The sequence below is a fragment of the Bacteroides sp. D1 genome, from assembly GCF_000157095.2.
Classification (GTDB): Bacteria; Bacteroidota; Bacteroidia; order Bacteroidales; family Bacteroidaceae; genus Bacteroides; species Bacteroides xylanisolvens.
The window spans coordinates 723362-736836 of the sequence record NZ_JH114331.1 but is presented as its reverse complement, the minus strand read 5'-3'; the positions used below and the strand labels follow the sequence as shown (position 1 = coordinate 736836).

12 protein-coding genes are annotated in these 13475 nt (G+C 41.0%); 1 reads left to right on the top strand and 11 read right to left on the bottom strand.

The window, feature by feature from the left end; translation table 11 throughout:
• Positions 1–17: 17 nt before the first annotated feature.
• Positions 18–839 carry an MBL fold metallo-hydrolase gene (locus BSAG_RS18675; RefSeq protein WP_004317690.1) on the bottom strand — a complete coding sequence of 274 codons (822 nt, stop codon included), beginning with the start codon at positions 837–839 and terminating at the stop codon, positions 18–20.
• A 252-nt stretch (positions 840–1091) separates the two neighbouring features.
• Entirely contained in the window at positions 1092–1631 is a 540-nt protein-coding gene (locus tag BSAG_RS18680; protein WP_004317688.1) for a flavodoxin family protein, read from the bottom strand.
• Between the two features lie 246 nt (positions 1632–1877).
• Here BSAG_RS18680 and BSAG_RS18685 point away from each other — a divergent pair, with 246 nt between their 5' ends.
• Positions 1878–2567 carry a Crp/Fnr family transcriptional regulator gene (locus tag BSAG_RS18685; protein ID WP_004317686.1) on the top strand — a complete coding sequence of 230 codons (690 nt, stop codon included), beginning with the start codon at positions 1878–1880 and terminating at the stop codon, positions 2565–2567.
• Between the two features lie 178 nt (positions 2568–2745).
• On the opposite strand, the gene BSAG_RS18690 is transcribed toward BSAG_RS18685, so the two are convergent.
• From BSAG_RS18690 to BSAG_RS18725, 9 genes are all read right to left on the bottom strand, one after another.
• Positions 2746–4026, bottom strand: coding sequence for an alginate export family protein (locus BSAG_RS18690; protein ID WP_008771211.1), 1281 nt, complete (start codon positions 4024–4026; stop codon positions 2746–2748).
• Positions 4027–4055: 29 nt separating this feature from the next.
• Positions 4056–4847 carry a cytochrome c biogenesis protein gene (locus BSAG_RS18695; RefSeq protein ID WP_004317682.1) on the bottom strand — a complete coding sequence of 264 codons (792 nt, stop codon included), beginning with the start codon at positions 4845–4847 and terminating at the stop codon, positions 4056–4058.
• Positions 4844–6088 (bottom strand): cytochrome c biogenesis protein ResB, encoded by a 1245-nt coding sequence (locus BSAG_RS18700; protein ID WP_004317680.1) that lies wholly within the window; start codon positions 6086–6088, stop codon positions 4844–4846. The genes BSAG_RS18695 and BSAG_RS18700 overlap by 4 nt, the downstream gene beginning before the upstream one ends.
• A 23-nt stretch (positions 6089–6111) precedes the next feature.
• Complete coding sequence (nrfA, locus tag BSAG_RS18705; protein ID WP_008019661.1) at positions 6112–7593, bottom strand: ammonia-forming cytochrome c nitrite reductase; 1482 nt, start codon at positions 7591–7593, stop codon at positions 6112–6114.
• A gap of 39 nt (positions 7594–7632) precedes the next feature.
• Positions 7633–8232: a cytochrome c nitrite reductase small subunit gene (gene nrfH / locus BSAG_RS18710; RefSeq protein ID WP_008019659.1), complete on the bottom strand. Its 600-nt coding sequence runs from the start codon at positions 8230–8232 to the stop codon at positions 7633–7635.
• 153 nt (positions 8233–8385) lie between these two features.
• Positions 8386–8877, bottom strand: a complete 492-nt coding sequence (locus BSAG_RS18715) for a DUF4625 domain-containing protein (protein WP_004313310.1) — start codon at positions 8875–8877, stop codon at positions 8386–8388.
• Entirely contained in the window at positions 8874–11033 is a 2160-nt protein-coding gene (locus BSAG_RS18720; protein WP_004313312.1) for a TonB-dependent receptor, read from the bottom strand. The genes BSAG_RS18715 and BSAG_RS18720 overlap by 4 nt, the downstream gene beginning before the upstream one ends.
• 87 nt (positions 11034–11120) lie before the next feature.
• A complete protein-coding gene (locus BSAG_RS26015) occupies positions 11121–11435 on the bottom strand; it encodes a hypothetical protein (RefSeq protein ID WP_004313314.1) in 315 nt (104 codons plus the stop codon).
• Positions 11436–11706: 271 nt separating this feature from the next.
• A complete protein-coding gene (locus tag BSAG_RS18725; RefSeq protein WP_004313315.1) occupies positions 11707–13419 on the bottom strand; it encodes an ATP-binding protein in 1713 nt (570 codons plus the stop codon).
• Positions 13420–13475: the final 56 nt, after the last annotated feature.

Sequence of the window (13475 nt, the reverse complement as noted above, 5' to 3'; positions counted from 1 at the left end):
ATCAAATTATTATAAATTTATTCCGATAAATCGGTTTGAATTAGTTTTCCCGTGTAATTATAAAATGTGCTGTCACCAAAGTCTTTGTAAAAGAAGGCATATTTATCCACTCCCGTACAATGACAAACGCCAATCTGTCGGGGAAGATATTCCTGTAAATAATCTGCAATGACCTGATATTTTTGTTTTTCCGCATTATGGATATGAAAACCTCCCAGAAGTAACTTACAAGGAGATTCGGGAAAGGCAGCCTGAACCGTACGCAAAATATTGGTTATTCCCCGATGAGAACAGGCACTTAATACAGAAAATCCTTCCGGTTCCACCAATACCATCGCCAATTCATCCTGAAAAGTATCCGGTATTTTGCATCCATCTTCTTGCTGAACCCAAAAACGTTCAAAATGGGTATCTTCCTGATTTATAATATCAATAGAGGGAAAAAGGAAAACTCCGGGAAGCAGCTCGGTCTGCTCTGTAATAAAGCGGAAACGGGAACGATCGAGGTTTTGTGTATGCATCATCCCGTTCTCACGTTCATCCTTGAATTTAGGAGAAAAAACCTCACACTTACAAACAACGGTTGCCTGCGTATTCAATTCCAAAAAATAACGTAGTCCACCCGTATGATCGCTATGACCATGAGATAATATCAAATAATCGACTTTTTGCAAGTCAATATGCAACAAGCGGGCGTTACGGATAAACAAGTCGGATGCTCCCGTATCGAAAAGTAATCTATGTTCTTGAGTCTCGATATATAGAGAAAGACCATGTTCTGCCTGCAATTTACGTCCATAGACACAATTCTCCACAAGAGTCGTTATTTTATAGCCCATGATACTTAGTTAGTTATCAAACGAATTATACAAAATAAAAAGTTCTGCCACAAAATTATAATAATTCTGTGGCAGAACAAGCAATCCAGTCAATTAAGTAATCGTAAAAAGGGGAAAATCTGGAAAACATAACCGTCTTTTCCAGATTTCCCGTCAGGTTTTAAAAGTTAAGTTCGAAACGATATCTCAAATATTCGAACAAATCCATTTATCATATTCTTTATGAATATCTTTAATATGGAAAACAAACAGTTACACCATTTTTCCCATATTATATGCTTCCTGCATGTAGGGAGTATCTTTAATCTCTCCTACTTTCCATGCACCGATTCCATAGACCGTCCCTTTTTCCTGTGGTCCTTCCAAGCAATCGAGGAAGCCACGGAAGCCGTCGATAGTACGCTCCATCATTGCTTTATCGTTTTCTGCTGCCGCAATAATGAAATAAAATTCCTTATTAGTTATTTCCGTATAACGTGCGCAACAACGGTCAATCATAATCTTCATCTGCCCGGACATGGTATAGAAATAAACAGGAGTTGCCATTACAATTACATCGGCAGCAATCATCTTCTCCACGATTTCCGCTGCATCATCCTTCTGTGGACAGGGTTTACCGTACATACTGCAAACACTACATCCCGTACAAGGATGAACCGTTTTGTCTTTCAGAAAAATCTTCTCTACTTCATTGCCCGCCTCGATAGCACCTTTCATAAATTCATCACAAAGCAAATCCGAATTACCACCTTTACGTGGACTGGACGAAATTATCAAAACTTTTTTAGCCATAACTTTCTTTTATTACTTTTTATTTTCAGAATTCTTTTTATCAATGATTCATGTTGCAAAAATAGACAAATAAAGGTATCCTGCATGTAGATAAATTACAGAGAAAGATACCATAATTACAGATTCTATATTTTACATTCGTTTTAACAACTTTCTTGTATATAGTTATTCTACAAATAGTTCTGAAAGTTTCTTTCACTAATATATAATTTATATCTTTGCCCGTGATACAGACAACATGATACAATGAAAAAAATACAACTGACCGACTCACATAAAGAAAAGCTGTTTCAAATCCCCTTATTCAGGGATTTACCTTTAAACATCAAAGAGTCCTTATTGGAAAAGCTGGATTTTGTAATCTATGCGGCTAATAAAAAAGAGATAGTCGTTACACAAGGAACACCCTGCAACAAGTTATTTGTACTTTTGGAAGGAAAACTACGTACAGATATTATTGACGGATTAGGTAATGAGGTGATGATTGAATACATTATCGCTCCACGTACCTTCGCCACTCCTCATCTTTTTAATTCGAACAATACTTTGCCGGCTACTTTCACTGCTCTTGAGGACAGTGTGATACTTATGGCAACCAAAGATTCAACCTTCAAAGTAATTAGTCAAGACCCACAAGTTCTTCATAATTTTCTTTGTATCGCAGGTAATTGTAACATCTGTACTGTATCCCGTCTGAAGCCTCTTTCACGCAAAACCGTACGGGAAAGGTTCATTGTCTATCTATACGAACATAAGAAAAAAGACTCGTTAGTAGTAGATATCATGCACACCCAATCCCAGCTCGCCGAATATTTAAATGTGTCACGCCCTGCTCTATCTAAAGAAATCAATAAGATGATGAAAGAAGGACTCGTCATCATGGAAGGAAAACGAATCGAGATTTTAGATAAAACAACTTTAGAGAAGTACCTGTAACGACGTATTTAGAAAAATATCCGTAACAACAGACGTAACAATAAGAGTGTAGCTATCAAGAAGTGGTTAAAACAAAAAATCATCCTCACTTCAGATATACTGTGGTAAGGATGATTTTATAAATTCAAAGCCTTTCAAAAACTCTCTCTTTATTTAAATTCTATCTATTCCTTTAGATTTACCATTTCACAAACAATATCTTCGGATTGATATTCAACGATAACCATCCCCAATCCTGCCAGCTTTTATGATTGCCGGTTTTCACAGCGTCCATCGTCTTCGTGCCACGCATAAAAGAATATCCGGCAGAGAGTTTCACATCTTTCATGATCGACCAGTTTATCTGATAATCGACTTCCGATCCTAAATATTTCTTCAAGTCCTGAACCTTTACGGCTGTACTAAAGTAGTGATAATTAAGCTCCATATCCACTTTGGCAGAAGCACGGAAACGACCTCCGATACGGGCATCCATCAATCCAGGGGCATAACCGTTCGCAAAGGTGGAAGCATAAAAATAATCCATTGCTCCATAGAATTTATGATGAGTTCCATAAAGAGGATCGAAAGCTTTGTACTTACCGCCATTTCCCTTATCACCACTTAGATAATCAAAGCTAGCCACAGCTCCCCATGTATGGTCAAACGTATAAGCAGCCTGTATGCTTCCCATCAAAGCTGAAACTTTATCAGCAGTTTTATTCTTACCCATCTGATAGTAGAAAGCACCATCCAGATTCCAGTTACTGTTCTTATAAGTGAGGTAGGTTCCCATTGTTTGTAAGTAACGGGTGTGAGAATCATCCGTAGCTTTATCGCCCGTTTCCAATCCCAAGTTCATAAACAATAAAGAAGCCCCGAACGGAACATTGTCCGCCTTATAGTGATACCAAACGGTTTGCATATTCTTATAAGGCTGTCCCGTAGAAGAATCATAGTAAGTGCCTCCGCTTGTTCTATTGTCATTATTCTGATTAAAAGCAAGAATCAAATGCACTTCATTATTTTTGTTGGCATACCCCAGCTTCAACGCATCGTGGTAACGACCCGCTACATTCCAGTCCAATCCTCCCAAAATACGTTCATCATCATAAATCAACGACTGACGTCCCAGTTGGGCAAAGAATCCTTCGCCAAAGTTCATCTTTGCCCAAGCCTCATTCAGCATAAAACGCCCGTTCTTTTCAATCTGCGGGTCCTGTCCCCAGACACCTACATGCTGTGCCGACATCTTCAGTTCCAGATCCGAACGTTTATAATCCATCGACAAACGCGCGCGGTTATTGATGAAGGACGTAGGAGCCACCCCTTCATCCCGTGGAGTCAAGGCACCGTTCCGATACTCTGCACGAGGTCTGATTTGCATAGACATCGTAAATTCATTCTCTTTCTCAGTGTTTTGTGTGTATGCCATGCTTGGCAATAGCATAAGCAAGAATGACCAATAAAATGTTTTCATTGATAGTGCAGTTTAAATGATTTGATATTTCAATTTAAATTATACGTATGTACACTGACTCCTTGTGCGGACGGAAGATAATTGATTCCATACCAACACATTTGTAATAAGACAAAAGAGACCAATAAAATAACCAATGCCGGACGTGCCTTTAATGGCTTTCCCAATCTGAAATGAATATATGCCAGATAAGCAAACCAAGTCGCTGCCGCCCATGTTTCTTTCGGGTCCCAAGCCCAGTAGTGTCCCCAAGCTTCTTTCGCCCAGATAGCTCCTGTAAGCATACCTAATGTCATAAATGCCAGACCTACATAAGTGAGGTTATCGCACAAATCCATTTCTTTCCGTTCAATCTTTTTCTTCTTGAACCAAAGCAGATAAACAGCTATCACCGTCGCCGCTCCCAACATAGCGTAAGCAAACATATACACAATGACATGAGGAGCAAACCACGGACTTTGCAAAGCAGGCATCAATGTTTTATTGTGAATCTCCGGTTTGAAGATATTGATACAGATAAAGACGAACGAAAGGATGCAACTGAAACTAAGAATCCATTTATACTTCCAACGTACGTAGGTTATCAATCCCGCCAACGGAAGGAAGAAAGAATACCACAGCCGGGTCTCTCCCATAGTTCGCATCGGAGGACGTTCCAATGAAATCCACATTCCGATAATGAAGCTGAAAAAAATAGCCAACCCTAAGAAAGTAAATCCATAAGCCCATCCCGGTTTTGTTCCTTTCCAGGCAGCAAAAGCTCCTAAAGCCCAACAAACCAGTGCAGCTATTGCAAATAATATAAAGTACTCCCAATTCATGCTTTGTCCTCCTCTTTTCTCTTTTGTGCACTGACGAACAAGCAGACAGCTCCTGCCATCATCATTATAATTCCTGCGTAAACGAACGGTAGCCACGGATCGCGAACCAGTTCGAAGACACTGACATCACTCCATCGTCCTTTTGTCTCATCGTAGCTAAGTTGATAGATTTTCCATCCTTCTATCTCCATCGGACGGTTCACTTCAATGGTGCCTTCCGTTATCGTTCCTTCTTGTGTATAGATTTTCACTTCCGATGCAAACCGCTGCGGTTCCCGTTCCGGCATCACAAGACTGGTTAAAGAATCCAGCCGGATTGCCTTATAAGGAAAGAGGAAACTGCCACAGCTTACCCAACCTTCTTTGGTTGTTTGATTCTCCTGATTGAAAGCTTTCAGGTAAACAGCATAAGTTGCTCCCATCGAATGAAATTCTATAAACTTCACAGTATCTTCAGTAGCTACAGAAGCTGCCATCGGGATAGATTGTTCAATTGTCAATTGCCAGTCTTGTAATGTTCCCTTTATCACTCCCTCTTCCAGCAATACATGTTCAGGAGATTTTTCGGGAAGCGTACGCCCGGTTTCGTTGTCAATCAGCATCAGTTTTGGAGGATATTCGTCGATAGTAAAATCCTTGAGTTCGATAGCCAATGGAAGTTCAATCAGTTGACCTTTATCGTCAGTAGCCCGCCATTCGGCATTGCCCATGCGGGTTGTCATTTTCAACCGTTGCATATCGGCGTTTCCTAAAGTGGCCGCTATCAACGCGACGAATAATCCGATATGATTGAGAAGGAACGAAAGTCGTCTCCACTTAAAAGGAAAGCTGGCACGAAGTATCGTCAGTCCCAATGCAGTGACCATCCAAAAGTAAAGCAGAACGAAAGGCCAGGATGCAATCATCTGTGAGAATCCCAGCAAATCCGTTGAAGCATTTGGAGCATGACCGGAAGGAGCTTGCCGGATAAGTCCCATAACTACCGTCATGCCGACCACCCACAACAAAGCGGAGACGGCAGCGGAATAATGGCTTAACCAACTGAATAAATACACACGTTTACGAAGAAGGTGCATGGCTATCAAGGCAACGATATAAACCAGCAGCACAATCACGTTGACCGGACAGGCAAACAAATCCCAGTTAATAGCACCCACTGTCATTTGCAGCAATATGCCTATTATCAGTAATCCTGCGCCAATCGCCAACCCTTCTTTATAACTCCACGGTTTGCTCCACATATATATCTATGCTTATATTTGTTTTATATCTGCGCCAAACGTCCATTTTCTTTCGCTTTCTCCAACCAGGCGGGAACCGTTGTTTTCAAGAATTTCTCTTTCGCAGCTCTTTCAGCGTCCATATCCAAGCCGATATATTCCTGTGCCTTTGCCTTCGTCGAGATGTCCGGCATCGGAACATCACCAGTGTATCCGTTCTTCGCCAATACTTTGGATACGGCAAGACGGGCTTGCATAGCACGGTCGAGTCCGTGAGAAAGGATTCTCTGAATTTCCTGCGGTGCATGGAAAGAGCCGCCGTGTGAAGCCACTCCGAAATCCCAACGCCATTGTGCCTGACGAATCAATGCGAGAACATCTTTCATTTGAGCTTCTGTCGCTCCATTATCCCAAGCAAATTTAGCTTCGATATGCGCTTTCGCCAATTCCTGTTCCAAGCGGTTACGAATTTCGTTCGCTTTGCGTTGGCGTTCGTAAACGTTATTGCGCAAAGTCTCTTCGCTCTCGCGATGGCAAACCTGACAGGTACGATCAATCATAGCCAATGGGCTCTGAATATGGTGATCGCTGAATTTCACACCACCTTCACTCTTATACGGCATGTGACAATCGGCACAAGAAACACCTCTTTGCCCATGAATACCCATTTGAGCAATCTCATAATCAGGATGCTGTGCTTTCAGAATCGGAGTACGACTCAATTTATGGATATAATCATAGAACCCGACCTCATCATAATAAGCCTCCATATCTTCTACCGTGAAACCTTTATCCCAAGGGAAAGTCAGGTATTTGCCATCACCTTTGAAGAAATATTCAACGTGACATTGCGCACAGACCAATGAACGCATTTCTTGCGGAGTAGCTTTGGTGATGTCTTTACCTTGGCGTTGGAAAGCTTCAATCAAAGCCGGACGGCTGATATGAAGATTCATTGTTTCCGGGTCGTGGCAATCAGAGCAGCCAATCGGATTTACGATTTCGGCCCCCATAGCTCCCCATTTATTATTATAAAAAGAATCAACACCCAATGCTTCCATCATACGGGGAACATCCGGACTTTTACAAGTCCAGCAAGTAGACGGTTGAGGACCATCCGTCGGATTCACAGGTGCACCAGTACGTAATGATGCCGTAATATCCTCAATAGCATGCATGTGCCCCCGTGGAGTAGAATAATCTTTAGAGAAAGCGTATCCCGCCCATAGAATCACCATTTCAGGACGTTTTTCCAAGGCATCCACAGCTATATTCCCATTAAATTCGCTTTCAAAGTCAGTCTTTGCAGTTTCCGTCCAAGTTTGATATTCACGGGGGAAATCATCCTTGAATAGTTCATTTCGTGCTTCAATCCCCTTGATGGCGTTTTTACGGTTGTTGAAAATGCTGGCAACTTCCGCCCTCCGTTCCATCAACGCAGAAACGCATAATCCCAAAACAAATACAACGACCATTGAACCTCCGAACAACAGCCATCCTTGCCATGATTTTAATTTCTTTTCCATTGTATATCGGTTTTATTATTTTATTACGTATTTCATTTCCTATTTATCTTTCTGATTCACCATCTTCCGGAGCCATTCGGGAACGGGCGATTCCGGAAGAGGAACAATAGCTCCCGGAGTGCCGGACAGAGAGTTTTTTCCACCATGAGGAACATCACGATGGCAATCCCAGCAAGCCTTCCCCTCTCCTACTTGTGACATCATATAATCAATCTTCCCCGTCTTCACAAATTCCGTATTGAGTTGCGTATGACAGCGAATACAATTATTCATTATCACTTCGGAACTGGCTTCATGAGCCTGAATCACCTGCGGCTCGCTTTTGGTAAGAAATGCAGCTACGTGTTTCATTCCGTCCATCCCTTTAAAGGTCCATTTTTTCACAGCATTTTCATGCGGCACATGACAATCATTGCAGGTGGCATTCCGGGCATGTGAGCTATGAAACCAAGTTGCATAGTAAGGAGTCATAATGTGACAGTTCACACAGGCAGCTGGGTCATCTCCAAGATAGGTATGCGCCCGGAGCATGTACATAAACAATGCCCCTCCACCCACAATAACACCGCCAATGATGACAGCCGCTACTTTCCATTTAAAAGAAGGAAAGAATCGATTTATTATTGGAAACTTCATCATACGAAATAGAATTTTTCACAAAAGTAAAGGATTGGAAACAAAAAAGGTGTAATATCTATTACACCTTTCGAAAGAAAAAATACTCTTTATACAAAAAACAGCCTATCTATCGTCCTGTAGCCAACAGATATTCCAGTTCCTTTATATAGTTGTCTATTCATTATGATGGTGGTCTTCATCTTCCACCTCATTGCTCAATTTAATATTGCGCGCGATATAAGATTCGTTGCCTGCGGCATCTGTGCAATAAACCATCAAATGATAATCCCCTGCAGTCGCATTGGCTGGTATTACAATATCGTGATGATGAATATGTGCTGTTTTCTGTCCTGACACATCATACGATCTGTTAAAACTAAAATCTACTGTTTCCTGCACAGCCCTACTATTACCGCCGTGTGAATGATGGTCGAAATTGCTATGAATTTCGATCTTATAGGATTTCAGCATAACATCATCCGACAAATCCATTTCAAAATGAACTCCATGTTCGTTTCCGATCTCCAATGCCTGACCTTCTTCCGGTTCATGAAGTTCAATCAAAGGTTTGATCGTATCGCTGGAGTCATCATTATCACAAGAGGAAAACATGAAAGTAACTGTTGCCAAAAGGCTAACCATTGGGAGATAAAATTTATTTTTCATTTCAGTAATTTTTTAAATGGAACTTTGATTAATATCTGGAAGTTACGTCCCGGTTCGGGAATCTCAACTTTCCTGTAAAAACTAAGATGATTGTAATATCGGGTATTGAATATATTCCGGGCGGTCAGGGTAATTTCAATTTCATTATTTCCACCTATCGGAATGTTTAAAGATCCGCCCAAATGGAAGAGATTTGCTCCGGCTGTACGGTCTTCGTTACGGTCCACTCTATTTTGCCGAGCAATGCTCTGCCATTCTGCATACAACATATACCGGTTCTTTTGCCAGGTTAATGTATTGCGCATAACAGGTGGCGGCGAGAAACTCAATGGAATATGTTCATCACAATTATAGGTGTAAACGTATTCAGCGGAAATCCGATAATTGAAGTTACGCAGAAAATCAACATCTACGGTAGCTTCAGTTCCTGCGAACAGTGCTTCCGCTCCGGTATAGCGATAGATTTGTCCGGCATGAGGCAATACAGACCACTCTCCGGTAGGACGCAGAAAGATGTAATTGCTGAACCAACTGACAAATGGAGAGACGGAGAAAGAAATTCTCCGGTACTTCAGATGATAAGAAGCGTCCAGTTGCCAGCCCTGTTCCGATTTTAAATTGGCATCTCCCTGTTCATGGCGGAAAGTGCCGTGATGTACTCCGTTGGCAGCCAACTCATTCGCACCGGGCAGGCGGAAACTACGCCCGATATTCACCTTTACCAAATGCTTGTCGGAGGGAGTCCATACCAATCCCAGAGAAAGAGAATAATCACCATAGTGTTTTTTCACCTGGTGACTGTTCCACTTATAAAGGTCTATCTGTTCCTGGGTATATCCCTGTTTTTGAAGATAATCGGCAAGGTAAACATCTTCATGCGAAGAAATATTTATGTATCCGTAGTCATACCGAGCTCCTCCGCTGACAGAAAACACATTGTTGGGTCTATATGTCGTAAGCCAAAGCATTCCGGTAGTGGAACGGCGATATTCAGGCAGTAAAAATGAATAGCCGGAAATGTCGTTCCGTTGATGTTGTCCATCCCACCCCAATGTATGTTCCCATGAAGAAGATCCGATAAAACGAGCTTTCACTGAAGCACTGAAGGTGTTCAGATTAAATGCGAGTTCTTTGTCGGGGTCTTTCTCTGGTGCGGGTTGCGAGCCATAGTGAGTATGGAAAGCACTCCACTCTTCACGGTGATTGTTCTGGAAACCCAAATCACCAGACAAGATCAGTTTCTCCCATGCATATTGCTGATGGGTGGTCACTTTCAGGTGATTCACTTTGCTATAAGGCAATTCGATATTACGGCTGTCTCCATCATCTTCCACACGGGATGCATCGGGTATGCCATGCGCTCCGGGGAAGAAACCTGTCTTTTGATAGACATTACTCACGGAGAAATTCGCTCTATATGCTCTTCGCTGATATTGGGTAAAGAATCCGATATTGCGTTCAATGCCTGCTGTATTCTTCAGTTTACGCCCATATATGGGAATTCTTTGTGTCAGGTAGACAATAGAATCCGTCGGAATACGATAGTCACCGAAATGTTGTTCCGAATAACGGATGTGAGAGTACCAGGCATTTTTTTTGATTCCCAGCATCAATGATCCTCCGATGGTTCCATTGACTGATTTACCCAGCAATGTGACATCTCCAAACACCCGATTATCCATAGGCACGGCCGGTGGAACGACATCTATCACTCCTCCCATCGCATCGCTGCCATAAAGCAATGAGGAGGGACCTTTCAATACATTGACTGTTCCGATGTTGAAAGCATCCAGTTCCAAACCGTGATCGGCTCCCCATTGTTGTCCTTCCTGCTTGATTCCGTTTTCCAATACGGCAATCCGGTTGAATCCCATTCCGCGAATCATCGGTTTGGAGAATCCCGAACCGATATCCATTGCTTGCACTCCGGGAATGTTCTCCATCGCTTGCATGAAGTTTCCTGTAAAATGTTTGCGCAGAAAATCCTGATCGGCTACATCAACCGTAAGGGCAGACTTTTTGGCTTGACGTTGCTGGTACGTTTCGGTCACCACAACATCAGGCAAAAGCATACTCTTGATTGAATCGGATTTCTGTGCATGGACGGATAAGGTTATAAATAACCCTATTACGCCCGAAATAATTCCGATACGCATCAATTACAATCTTTTATATAATGTGTAAAATGAATAGGAGAACAGATTGAAGGTCAATCTATCTCCTTTGAAAATATGATTATGTAATCAAGCAACGGGAGGTCCGCGTAAATGATGCGAATAAGTTCGTTTACAAACAACCTTATCCTGATAAATAACCGGCTCGTATGGGACGAGCGTCAACGTACAATGAAATTCTACCGGTTGAGGTTCCGTAAAAAGAAAAAGGGAATATTTACATATCGCACAATCATCAGAAGGATTATGGGAATGTTGTGCATGGGAACATGATGTCTCATCTTCACTTCCATGATAGTGAAAGGTTTTCACCACAAAAAAGGGAATGAATGTCATCAACAACACCCACGCTATATATACCTTTATGTTTCTCTTATGATACATTCTCCCTCTATTGATAATATAGAATAGCGAGGACAAATATAGGCGTATGAAAGAGAACGGACAAATTATCAAGCTTAATATGTGTTATATACCATATAATCACTATACATGACTGCAATCAATAAAACATTCCTTAACGAGTAATATAAAATAAGTTCTTTCCTTAAAAATACAATTAATTGTAGAGATACACTGTTTCATCAAAAAAATTATCCGAGATATACATAATCCCTGCTACATACTCAAAACATCCATTATGCTACAAACACAACTACACTTCCCAACATTTCCATCCTTTATTGGCACAAATGTATACTACATACGTGCGTACATTATAATATGGAAACTTTCTTTTCGTATCTTCACCATATCTTTTCACCTGCTCCACATGTTCGGGAAGGGGTTCGGTAAGTGCAAGCATCTTTTCTGCTTCTTTTGCACGATAATATTTGAATTCTACGACACGGTCATCTGTATAATAATCCGTACCGGGAATACCTGTCATTTCAAAATCCGAACGTCCTACGGAGTTGTTCTGTTCAATAGCAAATGTATAGCAACTACTCAAATACCGCGATACAAGCTCATAGAATGAACATCGGATGAAGTTCTCATTGATTTTATCAAATACCTGTGCAGGGAATTGTCCCAAATATTGTTCAAAATAGTTTTGTACCAGAGGTTCCAGACTTCGGTTGGAATCATAATACCGATACACTGGCACATAACGCTGCGCATTACCTTCTATCTTGTTCAACTGATTATAGTAGTCCATGTACACACTACGCATCGTCATATTAGGTAATGTTGTTACAAATTTGTCTTTCAATGTCGTCATTCCCAAATAGAACAAGCTAATGGGATAAAACTCTTTATCAAAGAACTTTTTCTTATTAAATTTACTAGCAAGATCGGCTACATTATAAGGCAACTCATCATCAATAATCAATGCATCCAACATCGCTTTCGCGTTATCCAGTGAAAGGGTAAGCCGACGAATCCAATTAATATCGGTACGTAGATTTTCATCCACCAGTTCGTCGGGAATACTACCGGCATTGGCCGCAAACTTCTTGAAGAAATAAGTCAAGATAGTAGCATTGAACAACCGGTCACCATTGGGACGGAAACGATAACCATCATAGTTACTTACAATTAGCTGCCAGATTTCATCAAAACGTTCTTGTCCTGTGGAGTATTTATCAAGTACATAACGCAGATATGTTTCTGTCTCTTCGTATGTAAACCCGAGCATATTCAGAAAATTAGGTTCAAGAGTCAATATCTCTGCTATATTATATCCACTGGTCAAATCATCCATCGTAACAGGTAATACACCTGTACAGAAACAGGTACGGATACTCCCCTCACCTATTCCGGCTTTTATCACTTTAAAGAAAGTACGCAAAAAACTGTCATTCGTCGTCACTTCCTCATAAAGCGGATCGTTGTATGCTGTAAGCAACTGATTAGTGAAGTTATCATATTCATCAATCAATAGATAAACTTTTGGAAATTCATGAGAACGGGCATAATTAAGAACTTCTTCCAACATTTTGGAAGCGTCTCCCCGAGTAGTAAACTGAAAATCACCGAACAAATCTCTGTTATGCTCTACCATCACATCTACCGGGCCACAGTTCAAATCATTAAAGTTTTGAGCCAATCCTTCAATAGTATCCGCCATTACCATTTTCGAAAAATCGTAGCGAATAATCATATAACTGTTATGCTCTTTTGTCGGATGGTTACCTATCCAGGTTCCCCCAAACAGTTCTTCAAACCGATGCGCTTTTGTACGGTCATAATAGCAAGCTAATGTAGAAACCAACAAACTTTTTCCAAAACGACGGGGACGGAGAAATACAGGAGCATTATAATCCTCTAATTTAGGAATATAATCAGTCTTATCAACATAATAAAAACCACGTTCACGCAAATCTATGAAATCTGCTACTGCATAAGGAATAGTTATTCTTGCCATAATCTTACTATTTTCTCTATATACAAACAAAGGTACAAAATTGTTAGCAAAAAGAA